Source organism: Methylomagnum ishizawai (genome assembly GCF_019670005.1).
In the GTDB taxonomy this organism is placed as follows: domain Bacteria; phylum Pseudomonadota; class Gammaproteobacteria; order Methylococcales; family Methylococcaceae; genus Methylomagnum; species Methylomagnum ishizawai.
Genome location: NZ_AP019783.1, coordinates 1,614,120 through 1,637,091 on the forward strand (window position 1 = coordinate 1,614,120; position 22,972 = coordinate 1,637,091).

The following is a 22,972-nucleotide window of genomic DNA, read 5'->3' on the forward strand; positions in this document are numbered from 1 at the left end:
TCCATGCTCAAAATCCGCACCTACAACAACATCTCGCCCTTGGGGCTGGAAAAATTCCCCCGCGACCGCTACGAGGTCGCTTCCGAAATCCAACACCCGGACGCCATCCTGTTGCGCTCCTTCGACCTGCACGGGGTGGAAATTCCCGAGACGGTCAAGGCCGTGGGCCGGGCCGGGGCCGGCGTCAACAACATCCCGGTGCCCGAATACACCCAGCGCGGCGTGCCGGTGTTCAACGCGCCGGGAGCCAATGCCAACGCGGTGAAGGAACTGGTGCTGGCCGGGATGCTGCTGGCCGCCCGCAAAATCTGCGATGCCTGGAATTACGCCAAGCAGTTGGAAGGCGACGATGACTCGATCCATCATCAGGTGGAAAAGGGCAAAAAGGCGTTCGTGGGTTTCGAGTTGACCGGCAAGACCTTGGGCGTGCTGGGACTCGGGGCCATCGGTGTCAAGGTCGCCAACGCCGCCATCGATCTCGGCATGAATGTGATCGGCTACGACCCGCTGCTGACGGTCGAAAGCGCCTGGATGCTGTCCTCGAAGGTGGCGCGGGCCAGCAGCGTGGACGATTTGATTTCCCGCGCCGACCTCGTCACCCTGCACGTCCCCCTGGGCGAGCAAACCCGCCATCTCATCAATGGCCCGCGGCTCGGTTTCATGAAGAAGGGCGCGGTCCTGTTGAATTTCTCCCGCTCGCCGGTGGTGGACGAGGACGCCGTCCGCGCCGCCCTGGATTCCGGCCATCTGCAAACCTATGTCTGCGATTTCCCCGGCCAGGCCATCCTGCGCCATCCCAGGGCCATCGTGCTGCCGCATCTCGGGGCGTCCACCAACGAGGCCGAGGAGAACTGCGCCATCATGGTGGCGGAACGGGTGCGCGATTTCCTGGAGAACGGCAATATCCGCCATTCGGTGAACTTCCCAGAGGTCGTGATGCCGCGCAGCCAGGGCCATCGCCTCGCCATCGCCAACGAGAACGTGCCGAACATGGTCGGGCAGATTTCCGCCGCCCTGGCCGAGGCCAACCTCAACATCATCGATTTGTTGAACAAGTCGCGGGGCGATTATGCCTACACCTTGATCGACCTGAACGTCCCGGTGCCCGCCGGAACCTTGGAGCGCATCCGGGCCATCAAGGGCGTGTTGTCGGTGCGGACCCTCTGAAGCCCCATGCGGAACCCAGAAACCATCCCCAACGAACATCCCCTGGCCGGGATACGCCGCGAAATCGACGCCATCGACGACCAGCTTTTGGAATTGTTGAACCGCCGCGCCGCTTGCGCCCAGAAGGTGGCGGAAATCAAGACCGCCGCCGGCGAGGTCGAGTGTTTCCACCGCCCGGAGCGGGAGGCGGAGGTGTTGCGGCGGATGGCGGGGCGGAATCCGGGACCGTTGGGCCGGGACGTGGTGGTGCGGTTTTTCCGGGAATTGATGTCGGAATGCCTCGCCCTGGAAAAACCCCTGGCCGTGGCCTTCCTGGGGCCGGCCGGCACCTTCACCCAGCAGGCGGCGTTCAAGCATTTCGGCCATGCCATCGCGGCCAGTCCGTTGCCGTCCATCGACGAGATTTTCCGTAGCGTCGAGGGCGGGGATTGCCAATATGGCGTGGTGCCGGTCGAGAATTCCACCGAGGGCGTCATCACCCATACCCTGGACAGCTTCATGCGCTCGGGGCTGTTGATTACCGGCGAAGTGAGCCTGCGCATCCATCACAACCTGATGGGCCAGTGCGGGGACTTGGCCGAAATCCGCGAGGTGTTTTCGCACCAGCAATCCCTGGCCCAGTGCCGGGGTTGGCTGGACCGCCATTTGCCGGGTGTCCGGCGCACGGCGGTCAGCAGCAATGCCGAGGCGGCGCGGCTGGCGGCGGCGACGCCTGGCTGCGCGGCCATCGCGGGCGAGGTGGCGGCGGAACTATATGGCCTGGGGATTTTGGCGCGGAATATCGAGGACGAGCCGGATAACACCACCCGTTTCCTGGTGATCGGCCGCACCCCGGTCAACCCCACCGGCCAGGATAAAACCTCGCTGTTGCTGACCACGCGCAACGATCCGGGCGCGTTGTATGGCGTGTTGGAGCCTTTCGCCCGCCATGGCATCAGCATGAGCAAGATCGAATCGCGGCCTTCGCGGCGCGGGGCTTGGGATTATGTGTTCTTCGTCGATGTCGAAGGGCACCGGGACGATCCGACCCTGGCGGGTGCCTTGGCCGAAATTGAGCGCAAAACCACTTCGCTGAAAATCCTCGGCTCCTATCCCAAAGCCGTGGCCTGATTAAAAACAAGAGATAGCGCAGCCTTTCCATGCAAGCAGCCGATTTAGCCATTCCCGGAGTGCGTGGCCTGACCCCTTATCTGCCCGGCAAACCCATCGCCGAATTGGAGCGGGAGTTGGGACTTTCCAATATCGTCAAGCTCGCCTCCAACGAGAACCCCTTGGGGCCGAGTCCCAAAGCCCTGGAAGCCGTCCGCCGCATCTTGCCGGACCTGCATTTCTATCCCGATGGCGGTGGTTTCGAGTTGAAATCCGCGCTGGCCGGGAAACTGGGCCTCGAACCCGCGCAGATCACTTTGGGCAATGGTTCCAACGATGTGTTGGAACTTGTCGCCCGCGCTTTCCTGTCGCCAGAAGTCAACGCGGTGTTTTCGGAACACGCTTTCGCGGTCTATCCCATCGTCACCCAGGCGGTGGGCGCTACGGCCAAGGTGGCGCAGGCCCACGATGGCAGCCGGGGTTCGCGTTATGGGCATGATCTGGCGGCGATAGCCGCCCTGGTCGATGCCGATACGCGGGTGGTGTTCATCGCCAACCCGAACAATCCCACCGGCAATTACCTGGCCCGGACCGAGTTGCACGCTTTCCTGGCCGGATTGCCGGACCATGTCGTCGCCGTGGTGGACGAGGCTTATTTCGAGTATGTCGCGGTGGCCGATTATCCGAATGCCCTGTCCTGGCTGCCGGAATTCCCCAATCTGGTGGTGACGCGGACTTTCTCCAAAGCTTATGGCTTGGCCGGGCTGCGGGTGGGCTATGCCGTATCGAGTTCCGCCATCGCCGATTTACTGAACCGGGTGCGCCAGCCCTTCAACGTCAATCTGCCCGCCCTGGAAGCGGCCAAGGCCGCGCTGGACGATGCCGAGCATCTGCAAAACACCGTCCGCCTCAATGACGCCGGGTTGCGCCAATTGGGCGAAGCCTTGACCGCCCGTGGCCTGGAGTTCATTCCCTCGGTCGGCAATTTCATCACCTTCGACCTCCAGCGTCCCGCCGGGCCGGTGTACGAGGCTTTGTTGCGGCAAGGCGTGATCGTGCGGCCCATCGGCAACTACGGCTTGCCCAATCATCTGCGGATCACGGTCGGGACGGCGGAACAGAACGCCGTATTCCTGGCCGCCCTGGACCGCGTGTTGGCCGCATGAGCCTACCGCGCCTTGGTATCATCGGCGTCGGTTTGATCGGGGGTTCCATCGCTTGCGGTGCCCGGGCGGCGGGCGGGGTTGGCGGCGTGGCCGGGGTCGATGCCGATGCCGCCAATCTGCGGGAAGCCTTGGACTCGGGCGTCGTCGATTTCGCCTATGACGACATCGCCGCGGGCGCGGCGGATTGCGATATGGTGGTCATCGCCACCCCGGTCGGGGCCATCGAGGCGGTGTTGCGGGCGTTGCGCCCCGTCTGGTCGGACCGCGCCGTCTATACCGATGTCGGCAGTACCAAGGGCAATGTCATCGCGGCGGCGGAACGGGTCTTCGGCCAGGTGCCGTCCAATTTCGTGCCGGGCCATCCCATCGCCGGGGCCGAGCGTAGCGGGGTCGGGGCCGCCCGGCCCGATTTGTACGCGGGCAAGCGGGTGATCCTGACGCCTTTGCCCGAAACCCGGCCCGCCGCCGTGGACGCGGTGGAAACGCTGTGGCGGTGCCTGGGGGCCAGGGTTTCGCACATGGCCCCGGATCATCACGACGAGGTGTTGGCCGCGACCAGCCATCTGCCGCACGTCCTGGCCTTCGCGCTGACCGCCATGCTGGGCCGCAAGGACGAGCAGGACGAAATCTTCCAGTACGCGGCGGGCGGTTTTCGCGATTTCACCCGCATCGCCTCCAGCGACCCCAAGATGTGGCGGGATATCTGCCTCGCCAACGGCGGCGAAATCCTGGCCTTGCTGCGACGGTTCCGCGAACAACTCCGCGCCGTGGAAAGCCTCATCGAACAGCGCTCGGCGGACGAATTGTTCGCCCTCTTCACCGAAGCCCGCGATGCGCGGCAACGTTTTCTCGATCAATTGGAAAAATAACCAGAGCCTTAACGCTATGAGCAACAGCAACGTCATCTTCCGGGTGCAACCGGGCGGCACCTTGCGCGGCGAAGCCCGCGTTCCCGGCGATAAATCCGTTTCCCATCGCTCTATCATGCTGGGTTCCCTGGCCGAGGGCACGACACGGGTTTCCGGTTTCTTGCAAGCGGAAGACTGCCTCGCCACCATGAACGCCTTCCGCGCCATGGGCGTCGAGATCGAAGGCCCGGTCGAGGGTTGCGTCACCCTCCATGGCGTCGGGATGCACGGCCTCAAGGCACCGGCCCAGGAGCTTTATCTCGGCAATTCCGGGACTTCCATGCGCTTGTTGTCGGGACTGCTGGCCGGGCAAGCGTTCGATAGCGTCCTGACCGGCGATCCTTCGTTGTCGCGCCGCCCGATGAAGCGCGTCACCAACCCGCTGCGGGACATGGGCGCGGAAATCGAAACCACCGAGGCCGGGACTTCGCCGCTCAGGATCAAGGGCGGCGCGAAACTCAAGGGCATCCATTACGACATGCCGGTCGCCAGCGCCCAGGTGAAATCCTGTCTGTTGCTGGCGGGGTTGTATGCCGAGGGCGCAACCTCCGTGCGCGAACCGGCCCCGACCCGCGACCACACCGAGCGGATGCTGGCCGGTTTCGGCTATCCGGTGGAACGCGAGGGCGAAGTGATCCGCGTGCGTCCGGGCGGCAAGCTGACCGCCTGCGATGTGGACGTGCCCAGCGACATTTCCTCCGCCGCGTTCTTCATGGTGGGCGCGTCCATCGCCGCGGGGGCGGATGTGACCTTGAAGCATGTCGGCATCAACCCGACCCGTACCGGCGTGATCGATATCCTCAAGTTGATGGGGGCCGATATCGAGATCATCGATCCCCGCGAGGCGGGCGGCGAGCCGGTGGCGGATATCCGCATCAAAGCCAGCCAACTCCACGGCATCGATATCCCGGAAGCCCTGGTCCCCCTGGCCATCGATGAATTCCCGGTGCTGTTCGTGGCCGCCGCCTGCGCCGAGGGCCAAACCCGGCTGACCGGCGCGGAAGAACTCCGGGTCAAGGAAAGCGACCGTATCCAGGTGATGGCCGACGGCCTGCGAATCTTAGGGATCGACGCCCAACCGACCCCGGATGGCATGATCGTCCAAGGCGGCAAGCTCGGCAGCGGCAAGGTCGATTCCCACGGCGACCACCGCATCGCCATGGCCTTCTCCATCGCGGCGCTGCGGGCGTCCGGCACCATCGAGATTACCGATTGCGCCAACGTCAACACCTCGTTCCCGATCTTCGTGGAACTGGCGCGGGGCTTGGGTCTCGACATCGTATCCATCGAAGGCGAAATCCTATGAACCCCGAAATTCCGGTCCTGACCATCGACGGGCCCAGCGGTTCCGGCAAGGGCACCGCCAGCCGGGCCGTGGCCCAGCGCCTGGGCTGGAATTTCCTCGATAGCGGGGCGATCTACCGCTCGCTGGCGGTGGCGGTAATGCGGGCGGGCGTTGCGCTCGACGCTGTCGATGCTATCGTCCGGGTCGCCGCAGCCATGGATCTGGGTTTCACCGCCGACGATCCGCCCAAGGTGCTGCTCGGTGGCGAAAACATCGCCGGCGAAATCCACACCGAAACCTGCGGCAACGCGGCTTCGCGGATAGCCGCCTATGGCCCGGTGCGTCAGGCGCTGCTGCAAAAGCAGCGCGATTTCCGCCGTGCGCCCGGCCTCGTCGCCGATGGCCGGGACATGGGCACGGTGGTTTTTCCCGAAGCGGTTTATAAGGTCTTTCTCACCGCCAGCGCCGGGGTACGCGCCCTCCGGCGGCATAAGCAGTTGAAAGAGAAGGGAATCGATGTTAGCCTTGACGGCTTGACAAGAGAGATCGAGGAGCGGGACCGGCGCGACCGCGAGCGGGCCGAAGCCCCCCTGGCGATGGCCGCAGGCGCGGTTTTGATCGATTCATCGGACATGACGATAGACGAAGTCGTCGCCCGCTGTCTCGCCGTGGTGGGCATCTAACCTCGATCTTCGTTTTTTGGAGTCACCGGCAAGGCCCGGTGGCGGTCTCAAACCAACCCCATGAATGGCCGCGACCCGGCTATTTACCCAACCGAACCTTTTTTATGACCGACAGCTTCGCAGCATTGTTTGAAGAGAGCCTGGCCCAAGCCGAAATGCGTCCGGGCAGCATCATCCGCGGCACCGTGGTGGACATCGGCAACGACGTGGTGGTCGTGAACGCCGGCCTCAAGTCCGAGGGCGTGGTGCCCAAGTGGCAGTTCCTCGACGCCGAAGGCCAGATCGAAGTCCAGATCGGCGACACCGTCGAAGTCACCCTGGAATTGCTGGAAGACGGGCTGGGCGCGACCCTCTTGTCCCGCGACAAGGCCAAGCGCCTCAAGGCTTGGCTCGACCTCGAACAGGCTTTCGAGAAGAACGAGACCGTCAGCGGCAAGCTGACCGGCAAGGTCCGTGGCGGTTTCACCGTCGCCCTGGGTGCCCTGCGGGCGTTCCTGCCGGGTTCCCTGGTCGATGTGCGCCCGGTGCGCGACACCTCCTACCTGGAAGGCCGCGACCTCGAATTCAAGGTCATCAAGATCGACCAAAAGCGCAATAACGTGGTGCTGTCCCGCCGCGCCGTGGTCGAGTCCGAATACAGCGCCGAGAAGGAAGCCCTGCTGGAAAACCTCAAGGAAGGCGCCATCGTCACCGGCGTGGTCAAGAACCTCACCGATTACGGCGCGTTCATCGACCTGGGCGGTATCGACGGTTTGCTGCACATCACCGACATGGCTTGGAAGCGCGTGCGCCATCCGTCCGAGGCGGTGCAGATCGGCCAGGAAATCCAGGTCAAGGTGCTCAAGTTCGACCAGGAGAAGAACCGCGTCTCCTTGGGACTCAAGCAACTGGGCGAAGACCCGTGGCTCAACATCGCCCGCCGTTATCCGCCGGGCACCCGTTTGTTCGGCAAGGTCAGCAACCTGACCGATTACGGCTGCTTCGTGGAATTGGAAGAAGGCGTGGAAGGTTTGGTCCATGTGTCCGAAATGGATTGGACCAACAAGAACGTCAACCCCGCCAAGATCGTGCAGTTGGGCGAGGAAGTCGAAGTCATGGTCCTCGACATCGACGAAGACCGCCGCCGTATCTCCTTGGGCATGAAGCAGTGCCGTCCCAATCCCTGGGAAGAGTTCGCCGGCACCCACAAGAAGGGCGACAAGATCAAGGGCAACATCAAGTCCATCACCGATTTCGGTATCTTCATCGGCCTGGACGGCGGCATCGACGGTTTGGTGCATCTGTCCGATATCTCCTGGAGCAATACCGGCGAGGACGCCATCCGCCAGTTCAAGAAGGGCGACGAGGTCGAAACCGTCATCCTGGCCATCGACCCCGAGCGCGAACGCATCTCGCTGGGCGTCAAGCAGCTTGAACAAGACCCGTTCCAGAACTACCTCGCCACCCATGAGAAGGGCGGCGCGGTGCGCGGCGTGGTCAAGGAAGTCGATGCCAAGGGCGCGGTCATCGTCCTGGCCGACAGCGTCGAAGGCTATCTCCGGGCTTCCGAGATTTCCCGCGACCGGGTCGAGGACGCCCGCACCCAGTTGAAGGTGGGCGACGAGGTCGAGGCCAAGTTCATCGGCGTGGACAAGAAGAACAAGACCATCACCCTGTCCATCAAGGCCAAGGACCAGGAAGAAGAAGCCGCCGCCATCAAGGGCTATTCGCAGCAGGCATCGTCCGGGATGCCGACCTTGGGCGACATCTTCAAGGAACAGATGGAGAACAAGTAATCCGGCCAAGCAAGGGGGGCGCGAGCCCCCCTTCATTCTGTGGATAAGACGGTGACAAAGTCAGAACTGATCAACTTGCTGGCGGAAAAATACAGCCATATCGCTTTCAAGGATGTCGAGTTGGCGGTGAAAGGAATGATCGACCATATGACCGTGGCCCTGTCTTCCGGGGAGCGGATCGAAATCAGGGGGTTCGGGAGCTTTTCCCTGCATTACCGTCCGCCCAGGGTCGGGCGCAACCCCAAGACCGGCGATGCCGTCGAACTCGCTTCCAAATTCGTCCCCCATTTCAAGCCCGGCAAGGAATTGCGGGACAAGGTCAACCAATCCCGCGAATACTTCGAGCTTTCGGCTTCCGATTGATGGCGGCGACCTTCCCGGCGGTGATCGAACCCGGCCTCGACCGGTTTCCGGCGCGTTCGTTCACCGTTTTCCGCCTTTCCCTCCCGACCGGCGCGTACCGCCCATGCTGGAATTATTGGCGCTCCTGCTTCCCGTAGCCGCCGCCTCCGGTTGGCTCGCCGCCAAGCGGCATTACACGCGGAAATATCTGCTCGACCACGCCCGCCCGATCAACCAGGCCTATTGCCGGGGCTTGAACTACCTGCTCAGCGAAAAGACCGACCAGGCCATCAAGGTGTTCGCCCATATCCTGGAAATGGACCACGAGACCGTGGAAACCCATATTGCGCTGGGCAACCTGTTCCGCAAGCAGGGCGAGGTGGAAAAGGCCATCGAGGTCCATACCCGGCTGTTGGAGGAGCCCGGCCTGGGCGAGGCCCAGCGCGCCCACGCCCGCTACGCGCTGGGGGTGGATTACATGGCGGCGGGGTTGTTGGACCGGGCCGAGTCCATCTTCGAGGCCCTGGCCGAACGCGAGGCCCACCGCAAATCTTCGCTGCAACGGCTGTTGCAAATCTATCAGCAGGAAAAGGAGTGGCCTAAAGCCATCGCCTGCGTCCGTAAGCTGCTGCGCTTCGCCAAGGCGCCCAAGGGCGAGAGCGTGGCCCAATTCCTGTGCGAATTGGCGGAGGAGTCCGTGGCCCGGTTCGACGGCAAGGCGGCGCGGGATTACCTGGACCAGGCCTTGCGCGACGATCCCGCCTGCGTCCGCGCCAGCCTCGTCAAAGCCCGCCTGCAATTGGCCGCCGCCGATTACGCCGGGGCGTTGCGGACCTTGCGTAACGTGGAGGCGCAAAATCCCGACTACCTGCCCGAGGCGCTGCACCCCGTCGCGGTGTGCTATGCCCGGTTGGGCGACGCGCGGGGTTGGGCCGATTATCTGGAATACCTGTACCGGCGCTATGGCTTGGCCGCCGCGGCGTTCGAACTCGCGGCCTGGATGCGCGACGCGGCGGGGATTCCGGCGGCGCTGGATTATTCGCTGGCGGCGCTGGAAGCCAAACCCTCCCTGCGCGGCCTGGGCCATACCGTGCGCTTGCTGTCGGTCTCCGGGGGCGGGCCGGAGCCGCGGCTGGAATTGGGCCGCCTGGGTGCGGTCGTCGACCGCTTGGCGGCGGAAATTCCCCGTTACCGCTGCGTGGAGTGCGGCTTCGGCGGTTCGGAACTGCATTGGCGCTGCCCCTCGTGCCAGCATTGGGCCTCCATCAAACCGGCCTGACCTGGCCGTGTAGGGAAAAACCTACAAGAAAATCGGCATAGCCCTACAAAAAAATCCGCGACCGCCTACAAACAAGCCCTTTTTAGCGGTCGGGCATAATGGTTAGCTTATGCCGCCCATACCGGGTTTTTTGATAAGAGGTTGACCATGCGCGCGCTATTGAAATCTTTATTGCTTTGGGGTTTGCTGATGTCGCCGTTCCGGGTGTCGGCGGAGGTTTTGGATATTAATACCGCCACTGTCGAGCAGTTCGACGATACCTTGGCGGGCGTCGGCAAGGCCAAGGCCCAGGCCATCGTCGAGGACCGCGAGAAAAACGGCCCATTCAAATCGGTCGACGACCTCGAACGGGTCAATGGCATCGGTCCCGCGATCATCGCCAAGAACCGGGACAGGATCACGGTGGGCGCGGCGGCCCCCGCCACGCCGCCGGAGGCCAAGCCCAAGCAAAAATAGTACCGTATCCATGCCCGTTCCAGGCTCCCCTTCCGGGAGCCTTTTTTGCGCCGCCGTTTGGGGGATGGCGGGTTCGTGGCTAAAATGAGGTTTGTTTATTCGAACCGACGGTGAATTTTACCTATGAGCTCAAACATCCAATGGCACCACGCCGTAGTCACCCGTCCCCTGCGCGAACGGTTGAATAATCATAAAAGCTTCATCCTCTGGTTCACGGGGTTGTCCGGCGCGGGCAAATCCACCCTGGCCCACCGGGTGGAGGAATTGCTGTTCGAGCGCGGCTGCCGGACCTACGTGTTCGATGGTGACAATGTGCGGCATGGGCTTTGCTCCGACCTCGGCTTCAGCATCGAGGACCGGCACGAGAATATCCGCCGCATCGGCGAGATGAGCAAACTGTTCGTCGAGGCCGGCGTGATTGCCTTGACGGCGTTCATTTCCCCGTTGCGGGCCGACCGGGACATGGTCCGCGGCCTGGCCCAGGCCGGGGATTTCATCGAGGTATATTGCAACGCGCCCTTGGAGGTCTGCGAGGGGCGCGATGTGAAGGGCTTGTATAAGAAGGCCCGGCAAGGCGTCATCCCGGAATTCACCGGCATTTCCTCGCCCTACGAGGCGCCCGAGAATCCCGAGATCACCGTCCATACCGGGCGCGATGGCCTGGAGGCCTGCGCCTTGCAGGTCGTCCGTTTCCTGGAAGAGCGGGGACAGATCCAAACCATAACGTAAAAAAGGGAGAGTGAGCATGAAGAAACCAGTGAAGAAAGCCGTATTTCCCGTGGCGGGCCTGGGTACCCGGTTCTTGCCGGCCACCAAGGCCAGCCCCAAGGAAATGCTGCCCATCGTCGATAAGCCCCTGATCCAATACGCGGTGGAAGAAGCGGTGGCGGCGGGCATCGACGTCTTGGTGTTCGTCACCAGCCGGACCAAGCGCTCCATCGAGGACCATTTCGACAAGGCCTACGAACTCGAGACCGAGTTGCAGACCCGCGGCAAGGCCGAAACCCTGCGCATCGTGCAGAACATCGTGCCGTCCCATGTGACCTGTGTGTTCATCCGCCAGGCCGAAGCCCTGGGGCTGGGCCACGCGGTCAATTGCGCCCGTTCGGTCATCGGCGACGAGCCGTTCGCCGTGGTGCTGGCCGACGACATGGTCGATAACGGCGCGGATGGCTGTTTGTCGCAGATGATCCGGGTGTTCGACCAATGGCAATGCTCGGTGTTGGGCACTGAACGGGTCGATCCTTCCGAGACCCAGAGCTATGGTATCGTCCAGGCCAATCCGATCCAGGAAGGCTTGGGCAAGCTGGACGGCATCGTCGAGAAGCCCAAGCCCGAGGACGCGCCGTCCAATCTGGCGGTGGTGGGCCGGTACATCCTGACCCCGGCGATTTTCGACAAACTCGACAATGTGACGCGGGGGGCGGGCGGCGAAATCCAGCTCACCGACGCCATCGCCGCGCTGCTCAAGGACGAACCCGTGCTGGCCTACGAATTCGCCGGCAAGCGCTACGATTGCGGCTCCAAGCTGGGCTATCTGATGGCGACGGTGGAACAGGGCTTGAAGCACGAGGAATTGCGGGAAAGCTTCAAGGCTTATCTGTCCGCGTTGCGCTTCGATTGATCCGAACGCCCGACGGGCGGGGCGGATGGCATCGCCAGCCGCCCCGCCCGTTGCGTTTATGGCCTTAGGCCAGGGCTTGCTTGATGCGGCCCAGCGCTTTCTCCAGGTTGGCCAGGCTGGTGGCGATGGACAACCTCATGCAGCCCGGAGCTCCGAAGGCCGACCCCGGCACCACGGCCACCCCGCCTTGCTCGATCAGGAATTCGGCCAGGCCCAGGTCGTCGGCGATGCCATCCAGCCGGTCGATGACGCCCTGCACATTGGGCAGCACGTAGAAGGTGCCGTCGGTCGGCAGGCAATCCACGCCGGGGATGGTGTTCAATTCGGCCACCACGTAATCGTGGCGCTGCTTGAAGGCTTTCACCATTTCGCCGATGAAAGCTTGATCGCCGTTCAGGCCGACCTCGGCGGCGACCTGGGAAATCGAGGTCGGGTTGGAGGTACTTTGCGACTGGATGTTGGTCATGGCCTCGATCAGCTTTTCGGGGCCGGCCGTGTAGCCGATGCGCCAACCGGTCATGGAATAGGCCTTGGAGACGCCGTTCAGGACCATGGTGCGGTCGTAGAGGTCCGGGCAGACATTGAGGATGTTGACGAAAGCGCCGTTCCACACGATGTGTTCGTACATGTCGTCGGTGGCGATGACGATGTCCGGGTGCTGGCGCAGCACCTCGCCCAGCGCCTTGAGTTCGTCGGCGCTATAGGCCATGCCGGTGGGATTGGACGGGCTGTTGATGACGAACAGCCGGGTTTTCGGGGTGATGGCGGCGGCGAGTTGCTCGGCGGTGATCTTGAAGCGCTGGGCCTGGGTGGCCTCGACGATGACCGGGACGCCTCCCGCCAGCAGCGCCATGTCGGGATAGGACACCCAATACGGGGCCGGGATGATGACCTCGTCGCCGGGGTTCAACAGGGCTTGGGCCAGGTTGTAGAAGCTCTGCTTGCCGCCGCAGGACACCAGGATTTGCTTGGGCGTGTAGTCGAAGCCGTTTTCCCGCTTGAACTTCGCGACGATGGCCTGTTTGAGGCCGGGCGTGCCGTCCACGGCGGTGTATTTGGTGAAACCCGAATTGATGGCCGCTATCGCCGCCTGTTTGATGTGTTCCGGGGTGTCGAAATCGGGTTCGCCGGCCCCGAGTCCCACGATATCCTTGCCGGCGGCCCGCATGGCGGCGGCGCGGGCGGTGACGGCCAGGGTGGGGGAGGGCTTGATGGATTGTACGCGGTCGGAGAGTCTGATGTTCATCGTGGGCGCTTGTCGTGCGAGGGCGTGGAAAAACCGAGAGGATAGCCATGCGGGGCGGGGCTGTCGAGTATGGAGGCCGCGGTCCCGGCGCAAACCATTCCGGGCGGTTTCCGCCTAATATCGGGGCATCCACCCATCCGATCCACCCGCGTTTATTAGGTAGCGCACCACCATGCCGATCAAACCCTTGCTAGACGAATCCCTCCCGCAACAGCCGATCCAGGGCAAGCCGTTCCGCCTGCATAGCCCATTTCAACCGGCGGGCGACCAGCCCGAGGCCATCCGCCAGCTGGTTCGGGGCGTGAATGACGGCTTGTTGCACCAGACCTTGCTCGGGGTCACCGGCTCGGGCAAGACCTATACCGTTTCCCAGGTGATCCAGGCCACCCAATTACCCACCTTGATCCTGGCCCCCAACAAAACCCTGGCCGCCCAGCTCTATGGCGAGATGAAGGAATTCTTCCCGGAAAACTCGGTGGAATACTTTGTTTCCTATTACGATTATTACCAGCCCGAAGCCTACGTCCCGTCCTCCGATACCTATATCCAGAAGGATGCCTCGCTCAACGAGCATATCGAGCAGATGCGGCTGTCGGCCACCAAGGCGCTGATCGAGCGGCGCGATACCGTGATCGTGGCGACGGTGTCGGCCATCTACGGCCTGGGCGAACCGGCCTCGTATTTCAGCATGGTGCTGCACTTGGTGCGCGGCGATATGATCGACCAGCGCACCCTGCTGCGCCGCCTCGCCGAACTCCAATACACCCGCAACGATACCGAATTGCGCCGCGCCACTTTCCGGGCGCGGGGCGAGGTGGTCGATGTGTTCCCGGCGGAATCCGAGCGCGAAGCCCTCCGCATCGAATTGTTCGACGGCGAAATCGAGCGCCTGTCGCTGTTCGATCCCCTGACCGGCGCGATCCTGGCCCGCATCGCCCGCTACACCGTGTTCCCCAAGACCCATTACGTCACCCCGCGCGAAAAAATCCTGGAAGCCATCGACCAGATCAAGCTGGATTTGAAGGCGCGGCTGGATGAATTGCGCGATGCCCATAAGCTGGTCGAGGCCCAACGCCTGGAGCAGCGCACCTTGTTCGATTTGGAAATCATGCTGGAAGTGGGTTATTGCCCCGGCATCGAGAACTACTCGCGCTATCTTTCGGGGCGCGGGCCGGGCGAGCCGCCGCCGACCTTGTTCGACTACCTGCCCGCCGAGGCCCTGGTCGTGATCGACGAAAGCCATGTCACCATCCCCCAACTGGGCGCGATGTACCGGGGCGACCGTTCGCGCAAGGAAACCCTGGTGGAATATGGCTTCCGCCTGCCTTCGGCGCTGGATAACCGGCCTTTGCAGTTCGAGGAGTTCGAGGAACGCGCCCCGCGCCGCATCTATGTTTCGGCCACGCCCGGACCCTACGAACTCAAGCATTCCGGGGCCATCGTCGAGCAGGTGGTGCGCCCGACCGGCCTGGTGGACCCGGAGGTCGAAATCCGCCCGGTGTTGAACCAGGTGCAGGATTTGCTCTCGGAAATCCGCCAGCGCGTCGCCAAGAACGAGCGGGTCTTGGTGACCACGCTGACCAAGCGCATGGCCGAGGATTTGACCGAATACCTGTATGAACACGGGGTCGCCGTGCGCTATTTGCACTCGGACGTGGAAACGGTGGAGCGGGTCGAAATCATCCGCGACCTGAGGCTCGGCAAGTTCGCGGTGCTGGTCGGCATCAACCTCTTGCGCGAAGGGCTGGATATCCCCGAGGTGTCCCTGGTCGCCATCCTCGACGCCGACAAGGAAGGCTTCCTGCGCTCGACCGGCTCCTTGATCCAGACCATAGGCCGCGCCGCCCGCAACGTCCATGGCAAGGCCATCCTCTACGCCGACACCCTCACCGGCTCCATCGCCCGCGCCCTGGAGGAAACCGAACGCCGCCGCGCCAAGCAAATCGCCCACAACCTCGCAACCGGGCAGGTGCCGAAAAGCATCGTCAAGCGGGTGGTGGATATCCTGGAAGTGCCGATTCCCGGCGCGGCGGGGACGCCAACCCGGTCCGCCGCCAAGGTGGCCGAACCCCAGGCCGGTTATCGCGCGGTGCAACCCAAGGACGCGGCCAAGCTCATCAAGCAGTTGGAAGAGCAAATGTACGCCCACGCCAAGGAATTGCGGTTCGAGGAAGCGGCCCGGCTCCGGGATGAAATCCAGCGCATCCAGGCCGAGGTTTTCGCCGGCGGCGCCTAGTCCCGGATCGGATGGGAACGCAAGCCTTGGCCTGTCGCCCGGATTGTACGGTGTAAATCCATATCCGCGCTCCGGCTCGCATCCGGCCTCCGGGGCTGGATTCCCGCTTGGTCCTAACGGGCGGGTTAATGCGCTGTTTATGGTCCGGTAATCCGGCCAATATCCGGGGCGGGACCGGGAGATACCCTGTCCCAGGCGGGTTGGGGCCCGCATCGCCCAATGGCTCGCTTCGGGAAAAAGATTGTTCGGTTTCCGACAAGGCTTGCCCTTGTCACAAGCGCTACCCGCGCCCGGCATAATAGCGGTGGAAGTCCTTTCAGAATCCCATCCTAGCGAGCCGCTATGTCCATCATCCATCACGCCCTGGTCCTCAACCTCCACCAGCCGCCCGGCAACCTCGAACATCTCCTCGCGGAACAACCCTGGGAAGCTCGCGAAATCCTCTATGCCTACGACCGCATCCCGAGGTTCCTGTGGGGTTACGAGGATGTCGCCAGGGTCCATCTTTCCCTTTCCGGAACCCTGCTGGAAACCCTGTCCAATCCCGAATTCCAAAGCAGTGTCTATGGCATCATCGATTGCGGCTCCCTGTTATGGCATCTCCAGAACGAACGGATCATCGACGTTTTGGGCACCGGGTATTACCACCCGGTATTCCCCCTGATTCCCGAGGCCGACCGCGACGAGCATATCGCCCGCTGGCAGGGTATCGCCCGGCATTTGTTCTGGCGCAATGGATTCCAGGGGTTCTGGCCGCCGGAAATGGGGTTTTCCATGGAACTGATTCCGCTGCTGAAGAAATTCGGCTACCGCTATGTGATCGTGGACAGCGAGCATGTGGAGCCGGTCACGCCCATGGATTGGCACGAATTGCGCTATCGGCCGCATATCGCCCGCCATGGCGACGACGAGATCATCGTCATCGTGCGCGACCGCGAATTGTCCGACGCCCAGGAGTCGGGCATGGATTACATCTGGTTCGTGAAGGAAGTGGCCCAGCGCACCCAGTGGTGCGATTTCGAGCCGTTGGTCGTCACCTGCACCGATGGCGAGAACGGCGGCTGGTTCCGCAACACCCAGAACGAGGTCAATTTCTGGGGCGCGTTCTACCGCGAACTCCTGGACGAGGCCCGCAAGGACAGCCTGATCCGGCCCACCTTCATCAAGGACTATCTGGATAAGCACGGGGCCGTGGGCGAGGTGCGGGTGAAGACCGGGGCGTGGAACACCGGCTGGCACCATGGCAACGATTTCGTCCAATGGACCGGCTCGCAGGCGCAGAAGGATTCGCTGGCGCGGGTCGAGAAGGTGAGCGCCCAGGTCCACGAGGCGCTGACCGAAGCCGCCGAGCGCGAACTGGGCGACCAGGAGCGCTATGAGTTGGAGTCCGCCCACTGGCGTTTGCTGCGGGCCGAGACCAGTTGCAATTTCTACTGGGGCGAGGACTGGGTGAACCGTTGCCATACCGACCTGGACGAGGCGGTGGCGACCTTGAACCGCTTCCGCGCCAAGAAATATTCCCTCGACGGCGATCCGGGCTGGCATCTTCCCGGCTGAGCGGCAAGGCCCTTGGCCCGGTTGCGGCGTGGCGGAATCCGGGAACGCTACGGCGCTCCGTACTGGCTCCCGGATCGCGCCGCGTTCCATCCGGGCCCGGCGGCCCTGGATTCCCCTTCCCCCAAAACCATCCGCCGCAAGGCTATAATCCCAGGATTCGCGCTATTCAGGAGTCTCCGCCATGCGCCATCGAATCGCCTGGATTATCGGCCTGTTGACCGCCCTGGCCGGGGTTCCGGTCCCCGCCGCCGTCCCGGTCCAGGCCGGGAATGCCGCCCCCAAATCCCTCCAAGTCCTGCTGCAAGACATTTCGGTTCCCTCCGGCGTGCGTTTCCGTATCGCGCCGGAGATCGCCCAGGACCGCGTCCAGGCCCAACCCGAAGGCACCGCCTGGCCCGATATCATCCGCCACCTGCTGCGCGGCTATAACTACGCCGGCACCTGGTCGGCCAGCGGCAAACTGACCGAGGTCAATGTCACCGGGCGCAACGGCGATGGGCGGGTACCCGCCGCCGCACCGGCCCTGGACGAGTTGTTCGCCTACCGTCCCGGCCGGTCCGTCCCGGCCCAGTACCGCATTTACGCGCCGGGTTCGGTCTATCCCATCGAGGTGCCCGCCCGGCGCCTCAGGAATATGAAGAAGGGCGAGCGCCTCTATGCCAACCTGCCCGATGGCCGCTATGCCTTGGTCCACGACAACGCCTGGAAACACGGCAACGGCGACCTGACCTGGGTCGGCTATCTCGACGGTCCGCAAGGCCGCTACCGGGCGCTGTTGACCTTGGGCGACGATGGGGCCTTGGCCGGGCAAATCCTGACCCCCGGCGGGCTGTACAAGCTGGAATCGGACGAGGGCGGCGGCCAATGGTTGGTCGATATGGATGACTCGGGTTTGCAGAACGGCGGTTTCGAGGGCGACGAAAGCCCGGTGTCCAGCGGTATCGGCGCGACCGGGCCGTTGCCGCAATCCGCGGTGGGCGCGGGGGCGAAGGTCAAGGTGCGGGATGGTGGGGGTTCGACCCAGCCCGCCGATACCACCGCCACCCAGGATGGCAAGAGCCTCATCGACGTGCTGCTGCTCTATACCGCCGGGATGGGCAACACCGGGGTCGCCACCCGCTTGAACCAGCTCATGGCGCTGGCGAACCAAGCCTTGGCGGATAGCCAGGTGAACGCCTTGTTCCGCTTGGCCGCGGCCCAGAAGGTCGGGTACGCCGACCGTACCCCCAACGCCGCCGCCCTGGACCGGCTGACCTATGCCGGCAAGGGCTTCCGCAATATTCCGCGCCTGCGCGCCCAATACGGGGCGGATGTGGTGGCCTTGGTCCGGCCCTTCAAACCGCAGAGCCAGGGCGGCAACTGCGGCATCGCCTGGGTCGATGGCGGCGGCGACACCCCGCTCACCGCCGACCAGGCGTTCGCCGTGGTGGGCTATGGCGCGGCGGGCGGCTATTACTGTTCGGACTACGCCCTGGCCCACGAGATCGGCCACGTCATGGGGGCCACCCACGACCGCGCCCACGCCACCACCCCCGGCAAATTCCCTTATTCGTATGGCTATGGCGTCCCCGGTCGATTCGGTGACATCATGAGCTATTACGATCCCGAGGTCGGCGTCTACGCCAATCCCGACCTGGCTGTTTGCGCGGGTTCGCCTTGCGGCGTGCCCATCGACCAGCCGGGGGCGGCGGACGTGGCCCTGACCTTCAACCAAACCGCGCCGACCGTGGCGGCTTTCTCGCGGTCGACCTCCCCATGATGGGCACACCATCCCTCCACCACCATAACCAAAACGAGGCATCCATGCGTTCCCTGTCCCCGCTCAAATCCTTGGTCCTGGCCTTCGCGGTCCTGGGGCTGGCCGGTTGCGCCGGCGCCAAGATCAAGAACACCACCGAAATCGCCACTTCCGGCCTGCCCAGGCCGCAGCAGGTGTTGATCTACAACTTCGCCGTGAGTCCCTCCGAGGTCAAGGCCGGTTCCGGCCTGCTGTCCAAGTTCCAGAACACCGACCCCACCGCCGAGGAAATGCAGATCGGCCGGGAAGTGGCCGACGCCCTGGCGACCGAGCTGACGGTGAAACTCCAGTCCTGGGGTTTGAACGCGATCCGGGCCGACCAGAATATGCCGCTGAATCCGGGGTCGATCCTGGTGACGGGGCAATTCGTCAACATCGACGAGGGCAGCCGTTTGAAGCGGACGGTCATCGGCTTCGGCGCGGGGCAATCCTCCATCGACGCCAATGTCAGCGTGATGGCCCCGACCAACCAGGGCTATCAGCAATTGATCGGCTTCGACGCCCATGCCGACAGCGGCAAGATGCCGGGCGCGGCGGTCATGGGTCCGGTCGGTGCCGCCGCCGGGGCCGGCACGGCGGCGGTGGTGGCGACCAACGCGGCCATCGGCACGGTCAAGAACTACAAATCCTCCTCGGCGCAGCAGGCCAAGGGCATGGCCGACGAGGTCGCCAAGGCCTTGGGCAAGTATTTCGCGGAGCAGGGCTGGATCGATCCCAGCTTGGCCAAGTAGCGGGCGGGGGGCGGGATCGGGGTTCCGCGCCAACGTCCAGGAAACGACGACGGCCCCGCCGGGTGGCAACGCCCGGCGGGGCCGTCCGCGCGGGGGCTCAGAGTTCGATGGATTGCCTGCCGCCGGGGATGCCGTCGCCCGCCAGGAGGCAGCTTTGCGGATACACCCAATCGCCGTCGTCGGGACCGTGAACCAGGATGCCGGTCATGAAGGCGTAGTCGTAGACCGTGGGATCGACCCCGCCCAGCAGGCGTTCGCCGTCCTCGCGGATGATTTGGCAGGCCAGCCGGGTGGTGGCCAGGAGGTCGGGTTGTTCGCCATAGCGGAGGCCCGAGAGCAGCTTCTGGCGGACGCAGCATTGTTCGAGGTCGTCGAAGTCGGTGCGCGGATCGATGCGGCCCGAGGCCAGTTCCTTCAGCACCGCCGCCAGCGAGCCGCAGGCGTGGGAAGCCTCGTGCAAGCCCTCCCGGTAGACCGCCCCGATCTCGCCCTGCCCGGAAATGGCGATATGCGGCAGGGCGAAGAACACGAAGCGCCGCCGCCCGCCCACCAGGGGGGCATGGGAGACGCCGGTCAGGATGCCGCTACGCCCCAGCAGCAGGAAGCCGCCCAGGCTGCGGCAGCCGAAGGTCTTGCCCCAGTGGCGGGTGACCCCGGTCACGAAGGCCGAGGCGATTTCGTCCCGGCACACCGCGACCATCCCCAGGGTATTGGCGTCCTCGAAGCCGTAGTCGGCGAGGCGGACGGCACCCTGCTGGAGATAGTCGTCCAGGGGCAGGCTGCCCGGCAGTCGGGTGTCCAGGGCTTGCCGGAACAGCGGGAAAGCGTTGGGTAGCGTGGGCATCGTGGCTCCGTGTCAGGGGTGGAAATAGAAAGCGGTGCCCAATATCCCATAGGTGGTGAGCAGCAGGGAACCTTCCAGCCAGTTCGAGCGGCCATCGGCGCTGATGGAATTGGCGATGCCCACCGCGATGACCGCCGCCACCAGCTCGAAGGAATGGAATTCCAGGTTCATGGGCTTGCCCATCAGGAAGCCGGCGATGACCAGCACCGGCGCGACGAACATGGCGATTTGCAGGCTCGAACCCACCGCCACCGCCACCGCGAGGTCCATCTTGTTCTTCATGGCGAAATTGGCGACGGTGATATATTCCACCATGCCGCCGAACAAGGGGATCAGGATCACGCCGATGAACAACTCGGTCAGGCCCATGCTGGTGATCGCCAGCTTGAGGCTATCGACCAGCAATTCCGAGACGAACACCAGGAGGCAACTTCCCGTCAGCAGGATGAGGATGGGTTTCCACAGGGCGACCTGCCCTTTGGCGGCGTCCTCGTCCTCGTCCGAATGCAGCGAGGCTTCGTCCAATTCGTAGAGCTGGCGGTGGTTCTGCATCGAGAACACCAGGGACAGCATATAGAACATCAGCAATAGTCCGGCGGCGACCAGGGAGAAGTGGTCGAGCAGCTTGGGGTCCATGCCGGAGGAGGTGTAGTGGATCGCGGTCGGGGTCAGCAGCACCACCAGGGCCAGGTTCAGGGAGGAGGCGTTGATGCGGGCGACCCGCGAGGGGAAGCGTTGCTCGCGGTGTTTCAGCCCGCCCAGGAACATCCCGGCCCCCAGTGCCAGCAGCAGGTTGGCCGCGATGGTGCCGGTGATGCTGGCCTTCACCACATCGCCCAGACCTTGGGACAGCGCCACCACCGAGATGATCATCTCGGTGGCGTTGCCGAAGGTGGCGTTGAGCAGGCCGCCCAGGGTGGGGCCGACCTCGCCCGCGATGGTTTCGGTCGACTCGGCGATGAGGGCGGCGATGGGGATGATCGCCAGCCCCGAGATCAGGAATACAGCCATCGGATCGAGTGCCAGCCGCTCCGCCAGGAAACTGGCGGGCACCAGGATCAGAATCCACCATACGGTTTTGCTGCCGAGTTCGCGGGGCAGGGTTCCCATTGTTTGCCTTGTGTACTTTGTCCAGAGGGAGGGTTCGTGGCCGGGATGGCCCGCGCCTATTGTGTGTGGCGGTGGGATGGCCGGGCCATCCGCCGCAGTGATTCCGCTAATTCGGGTATGCGGCCCGAAGTCCGTAAAACGATTTATGCGGGCGCGTTCTAGATCGGCGCGATCCAGGTCACTTTGCCGCGCTCGCGCAGCCAGCGCTCCTGGAACACCCGCTTGGCCGCCACCCCGGCGCGGTCGACGAACTGCCGGTTCAAATAGGCGTTGAAGGCGATATTGAAACCGGGGATCAACGCGCCCAGTTCCGCCCCCAGCACCGCCCGTTGCAAGGCCTTGTTGGCCGATTCTTCCATTGCCTGGTTGATGAGCGAGGTTTCGATCTGGCGGCGGTGGCATTCCAGGGCGCGGGACTTTTGTTCCGGGGTCGCGGCCAAGGATAGCGCCAGGATGCCGATCATGGTGTGCCGGTCGGCTTCGCTATGGGCCGCGTAGCCATAGGCTTGCGAAACCTCGTGGATCACCCTGAGGGCACCGAACAGCAAGGCGGGGATACCCACCGCCGTCGAGACCGGCCCGCCCGCCCCGGTGGCCGCGCCCATGCCGAGGGCGATGCGGCTGGCGTCGGCGATGATCCGGTCGGCCAGGGCGTCGCAGAATTCCAGCGGCTGGGCGGCGATATCATCCAGGCTGTGCATATCCGCCAAGCGTAGGCGCTTATCCTTGAAAATGCTGTCGTCGCGGGCGATTTGCCCGGCGGCCTTGTTGAGGGCGTTCATCGCCGCCTGGACCGGGGCGTCGGGGATGAGCTTGCCGCTCAGCTTGCCCAGCGAACCCGCGACTTGGTTGGCCAGGCGCTTGGTCATGCCGGGCTTTTCGCCTTTCCAGGCCGCGATGGCGCAGACCTGCCGCAATTCGTACTCGTTCAGCACATGCGGGGTGCCGTCAATCGCGGTGAGGCTCTGCGCGGCCATGCTCAGCGTTTGCTCCCGTCGTGTGGATAACGCCGCTCCAGATCGTCCAGGAAACGGTTGATTTGCTTCATGCCGCCCCGTGCGAATTTGGGCGAATGGCCTTGCCGCCATTTTTCCAGCCGTTTGCGGTTGCCGGGCCAGAGGGCGGCGGCCCCCGCGATCAGGAAGGGCGTGCCGATGACGCCCGGCACCACGACACCGATCACCCCGGCCACGATCAGCACCCAGGCCACATCCTTGGCGAGATGCTCGACGCGGTCCACGACATCCGCGTCGTTGGCGTTGCCGCCGCCGGTTTCCGGGGCGATTTTGACGAGGCAGGGCAGGGTGGCGGGTGCCGCTTCCGGTGCGGAGCGCGCGTCGCCGGCTTGGGTTGCCTCCGTGACCGGCACCGCTTCGGGGTTAAGTTCGGGGAGCGGCGTGGCCGTGTCGGTGGCCGTGGGGGGGATATCCGCGGGGGATTCCGGGGGCGGCGTGGCGATGGCCGCTGTGGTTGCGGTTTCGACCGCCGCCGTGGCGCTGCGGGCCGCTTCCAGGGTGGACCCTGGGGCCGGTGTGTCGCTGTGGGTGTCGGGTGCCGCCGGTTCCTTGGGGGCGGGCGCTAGGGCGATGTCCGCGCCGGGCTGGGCTTTCCGGCGTCTTTTTTTGGGGGGACTGGTCGTGTTGGCGTTCATACCCTGAATCTCTTTATATGAATTG

General features: G+C 64.0%; 21 protein-coding genes. 16 read left to right on the forward strand and 5 right to left on the reverse strand.

Features of this window, described 5'->3' with window-relative positions:
- Window positions 1-3 precede the first annotated feature (3 nt).
- From K5658_RS07455 to galU, 12 genes are all read left to right on the forward strand, one after another.
- Entirely contained in the window at window positions 4-1,167 is a 1,164-nt protein-coding gene (locus K5658_RS07455; RefSeq protein WP_221066315.1) for a phosphoglycerate dehydrogenase, read from the forward strand.
- 6 nt (window positions 1,168-1,173) lie between these two features.
- On the forward strand, window positions 1,174-2,277 hold the full coding sequence (gene pheA, locus K5658_RS07460) for a prephenate dehydratase (RefSeq protein WP_246628590.1): 1,104 nt from the start codon (window positions 1,174-1,176) through the stop codon (window positions 2,275-2,277).
- A 29-nt stretch (window positions 2,278-2,306) separates the two neighbouring features.
- Window positions 2,307-3,422 (forward strand): histidinol-phosphate transaminase, encoded by a 1,116-nt coding sequence (gene hisC, locus K5658_RS07465; protein WP_221066316.1) that lies wholly within the window; start codon window positions 2,307-2,309, stop codon window positions 3,420-3,422.
- Window positions 3,419-4,291, forward strand: a complete 873-nt coding sequence (locus tag K5658_RS07470) for a prephenate dehydrogenase (protein WP_221066317.1) — start codon at window positions 3,419-3,421, stop codon at window positions 4,289-4,291. Before hisC ends, K5658_RS07470 begins: the two co-directional genes overlap by 4 nt.
- A 16-nt stretch (window positions 4,292-4,307) precedes the next feature.
- Window positions 4,308-5,636, forward strand: a complete 1,329-nt coding sequence (gene aroA / locus K5658_RS07475; RefSeq protein ID WP_221066318.1) for a 3-phosphoshikimate 1-carboxyvinyltransferase — start codon at window positions 4,308-4,310, stop codon at window positions 5,634-5,636.
- Window positions 5,633-6,298 carry a (d)CMP kinase gene (cmk, locus tag K5658_RS07480; protein WP_221066319.1) on the forward strand — a complete coding sequence of 222 codons (666 nt, stop codon included), beginning with the start codon at window positions 5,633-5,635 and terminating at the stop codon, window positions 6,296-6,298. The genes aroA and cmk overlap by 4 nt, the downstream gene beginning before the upstream one ends.
- Before the next feature lie 104 nt (window positions 6,299-6,402).
- Window positions 6,403-8,073 (forward strand): 30S ribosomal protein S1, encoded by a 1,671-nt coding sequence (rpsA, locus tag K5658_RS07485; protein WP_221066320.1) that lies wholly within the window; start codon window positions 6,403-6,405, stop codon window positions 8,071-8,073.
- Between the two features lie 51 nt (window positions 8,074-8,124).
- Window positions 8,125-8,436: an integration host factor subunit beta gene (locus K5658_RS07490; protein WP_221066321.1), complete on the forward strand. Its 312-nt coding sequence runs from the start codon at window positions 8,125-8,127 to the stop codon at window positions 8,434-8,436.
- A 103-nt stretch (window positions 8,437-8,539) separates the two neighbouring features.
- Complete coding sequence (lapB, locus tag K5658_RS07495; protein ID WP_221066322.1) at window positions 8,540-9,694, forward strand: lipopolysaccharide assembly protein LapB; 1,155 nt, start codon at window positions 8,540-8,542, stop codon at window positions 9,692-9,694.
- Between the two features lie 147 nt (window positions 9,695-9,841).
- The gene (locus tag K5658_RS07500; protein ID WP_246628591.1) at window positions 9,842-10,150 is read left to right on the forward strand and encodes a ComEA family DNA-binding protein; all 309 of its coding nucleotides are present in this window, start codon (window positions 9,842-9,844) and stop codon (window positions 10,148-10,150) included.
- 123 nt (window positions 10,151-10,273) lie between these two features.
- On the forward strand, window positions 10,274-10,879 hold the full coding sequence (gene cysC / locus K5658_RS07505; RefSeq protein WP_221066323.1) for an adenylyl-sulfate kinase: 606 nt from the start codon (window positions 10,274-10,276) through the stop codon (window positions 10,877-10,879).
- Window positions 10,880-10,895: 16 nt separating this feature from the next.
- A complete protein-coding gene (galU, locus tag K5658_RS07510; protein WP_221066324.1) occupies window positions 10,896-11,774 on the forward strand; it encodes a UTP--glucose-1-phosphate uridylyltransferase GalU in 879 nt (292 codons plus the stop codon).
- Between the two features lie 64 nt (window positions 11,775-11,838).
- Here galU and K5658_RS07515 read toward each other — a convergent pair whose 3' ends face one another.
- Window positions 11,839-13,020, reverse strand: coding sequence for a pyridoxal phosphate-dependent aminotransferase (locus K5658_RS07515; RefSeq protein ID WP_281425971.1), 1,182 nt, complete (start codon window positions 13,018-13,020; stop codon window positions 11,839-11,841).
- Between the two features lie 172 nt (window positions 13,021-13,192).
- Here K5658_RS07515 and uvrB point away from each other — a divergent pair, with 172 nt between their 5' ends.
- The 4 genes from uvrB to K5658_RS07535 all read left to right on the forward strand — a co-directional run bounded on the left by uvrB (window position 13,193) and on the right by K5658_RS07535 (window position 19,342).
- Window positions 13,193-15,256 carry an excinuclease ABC subunit UvrB gene (gene uvrB, locus K5658_RS07520; protein ID WP_221066325.1) on the forward strand — a complete coding sequence of 688 codons (2,064 nt, stop codon included), beginning with the start codon at window positions 13,193-13,195 and terminating at the stop codon, window positions 15,254-15,256.
- Window positions 15,257-15,598: 342 nt separating this feature from the next.
- A complete protein-coding gene (locus K5658_RS07525; protein WP_221066326.1) occupies window positions 15,599-16,813 on the forward strand; it encodes a polysaccharide deacetylase family protein in 1,215 nt (404 codons plus the stop codon).
- 181 nt (window positions 16,814-16,994) lie between these two features.
- The gene (locus tag K5658_RS07530) at window positions 16,995-18,572 is read left to right on the forward strand and encodes a reprolysin-like metallopeptidase (protein WP_221066327.1); all 1,578 of its coding nucleotides are present in this window, start codon (window positions 16,995-16,997) and stop codon (window positions 18,570-18,572) included.
- 44 nt (window positions 18,573-18,616) lie between these two features.
- On the forward strand, window positions 18,617-19,342 hold the full coding sequence (locus K5658_RS07535; RefSeq protein ID WP_221066328.1) for a DUF4410 domain-containing protein: 726 nt from the start codon (window positions 18,617-18,619) through the stop codon (window positions 19,340-19,342).
- Window positions 19,343-19,439: 97 nt separating this feature from the next.
- On the opposite strand, the gene K5658_RS07540 is transcribed toward K5658_RS07535, so the two are convergent.
- The 4 genes from K5658_RS07540 to K5658_RS07555 all read right to left on the reverse strand — a co-directional run bounded on the left by K5658_RS07540 (window position 19,440) and on the right by K5658_RS07555 (window position 22,947).
- A complete protein-coding gene (locus K5658_RS07540; protein WP_221066329.1) occupies window positions 19,440-20,186 on the reverse strand; it encodes a hypothetical protein in 747 nt (248 codons plus the stop codon).
- 12 nt (window positions 20,187-20,198) lie between these two features.
- Window positions 20,199-21,296 (reverse strand): calcium/proton exchanger, encoded by a 1,098-nt coding sequence (gene cax / locus K5658_RS07545; RefSeq protein WP_221066331.1) that lies wholly within the window; start codon window positions 21,294-21,296, stop codon window positions 20,199-20,201.
- Window positions 21,297-21,454: 158 nt separating this feature from the next.
- Window positions 21,455-22,273 carry an EcsC family protein gene (locus K5658_RS07550; RefSeq protein ID WP_221066332.1) on the reverse strand — a complete coding sequence of 273 codons (819 nt, stop codon included), beginning with the start codon at window positions 22,271-22,273 and terminating at the stop codon, window positions 21,455-21,457.
- Between the two features lie 2 nt (window positions 22,274-22,275).
- Entirely contained in the window at window positions 22,276-22,947 is a 672-nt protein-coding gene (locus tag K5658_RS07555; protein WP_221066334.1) for a hypothetical protein, read from the reverse strand.
- Window positions 22,948-22,972: the final 25 nt, after the last annotated feature.

Excerpts from the sequence above, each read along its gene's own strand:
- K5658_RS07525 (WP_221066326.1), top strand. The coding sequence starts at position 15,599 with ATGTCCATCATCCATCACGCCCTGGTCCTCAACCTCCACCAGCCGCCC.
- K5658_RS07555 (WP_221066334.1), bottom strand. The coding sequence starts at position 22,947 with ATGAACGCCAACACGACCAGTCCCCCCAAAAAAAGACGCCGGAAAGCC.
- K5658_RS07530 (WP_221066327.1), top strand. The coding sequence starts at position 16,995 with ATGCGCCATCGAATCGCCTGGATTATCGGCCTGTTGACCGCCCTGGCC.
- cax (WP_221066331.1), bottom strand. The coding sequence starts at position 21,296 with ATGGGAACCCTGCCCCGCGAACTCGGCAGCAAAACCGTATGGTGGATT.
- K5658_RS07515 (WP_281425971.1), bottom strand. The coding sequence starts at position 13,020 with ATGAACATCAGACTCTCCGACCGCGTACAATCCATCAAGCCCTCCCCC.
- aroA (WP_221066318.1), top strand. The coding sequence starts at position 4,308 with ATGAGCAACAGCAACGTCATCTTCCGGGTGCAACCGGGCGGCACCTTG.
- galU (WP_221066324.1), top strand. The coding sequence starts at position 10,896 with ATGAAGAAACCAGTGAAGAAAGCCGTATTTCCCGTGGCGGGCCTGGGT.
- cmk (WP_221066319.1), top strand. The coding sequence starts at position 5,633 with ATGAACCCCGAAATTCCGGTCCTGACCATCGACGGGCCCAGCGGTTCC.
- pheA (WP_246628590.1), top strand. The coding sequence starts at position 1,174 with ATGCGGAACCCAGAAACCATCCCCAACGAACATCCCCTGGCCGGGATA.
- uvrB (WP_221066325.1), top strand. The coding sequence starts at position 13,193 with ATGCCGATCAAACCCTTGCTAGACGAATCCCTCCCGCAACAGCCGATC.
- K5658_RS07500 (WP_246628591.1), top strand. The coding sequence starts at position 9,842 with ATGCGCGCGCTATTGAAATCTTTATTGCTTTGGGGTTTGCTGATGTCG.
- cysC (WP_221066323.1), top strand. The coding sequence starts at position 10,274 with ATGAGCTCAAACATCCAATGGCACCACGCCGTAGTCACCCGTCCCCTG.
- lapB (WP_221066322.1), top strand. The coding sequence starts at position 8,540 with ATGCTGGAATTATTGGCGCTCCTGCTTCCCGTAGCCGCCGCCTCCGGT.
- K5658_RS07540 (WP_221066329.1), bottom strand. The coding sequence starts at position 20,186 with ATGCCCACGCTACCCAACGCTTTCCCGCTGTTCCGGCAAGCCCTGGAC.
- K5658_RS07535 (WP_221066328.1), top strand. The coding sequence starts at position 18,617 with ATGCGTTCCCTGTCCCCGCTCAAATCCTTGGTCCTGGCCTTCGCGGTC.
- K5658_RS07455 (WP_221066315.1), top strand. The coding sequence starts at position 4 with ATGCTCAAAATCCGCACCTACAACAACATCTCGCCCTTGGGGCTGGAA.
- K5658_RS07470 (WP_221066317.1), top strand. The coding sequence starts at position 3,419 with ATGAGCCTACCGCGCCTTGGTATCATCGGCGTCGGTTTGATCGGGGGT.
- hisC (WP_221066316.1), top strand. The coding sequence starts at position 2,307 with ATGCAAGCAGCCGATTTAGCCATTCCCGGAGTGCGTGGCCTGACCCCT.
- rpsA (WP_221066320.1), top strand. The coding sequence starts at position 6,403 with ATGACCGACAGCTTCGCAGCATTGTTTGAAGAGAGCCTGGCCCAAGCC.
- K5658_RS07550 (WP_221066332.1), bottom strand. The coding sequence starts at position 22,273 with ATGGCCGCGCAGAGCCTCACCGCGATTGACGGCACCCCGCATGTGCTG.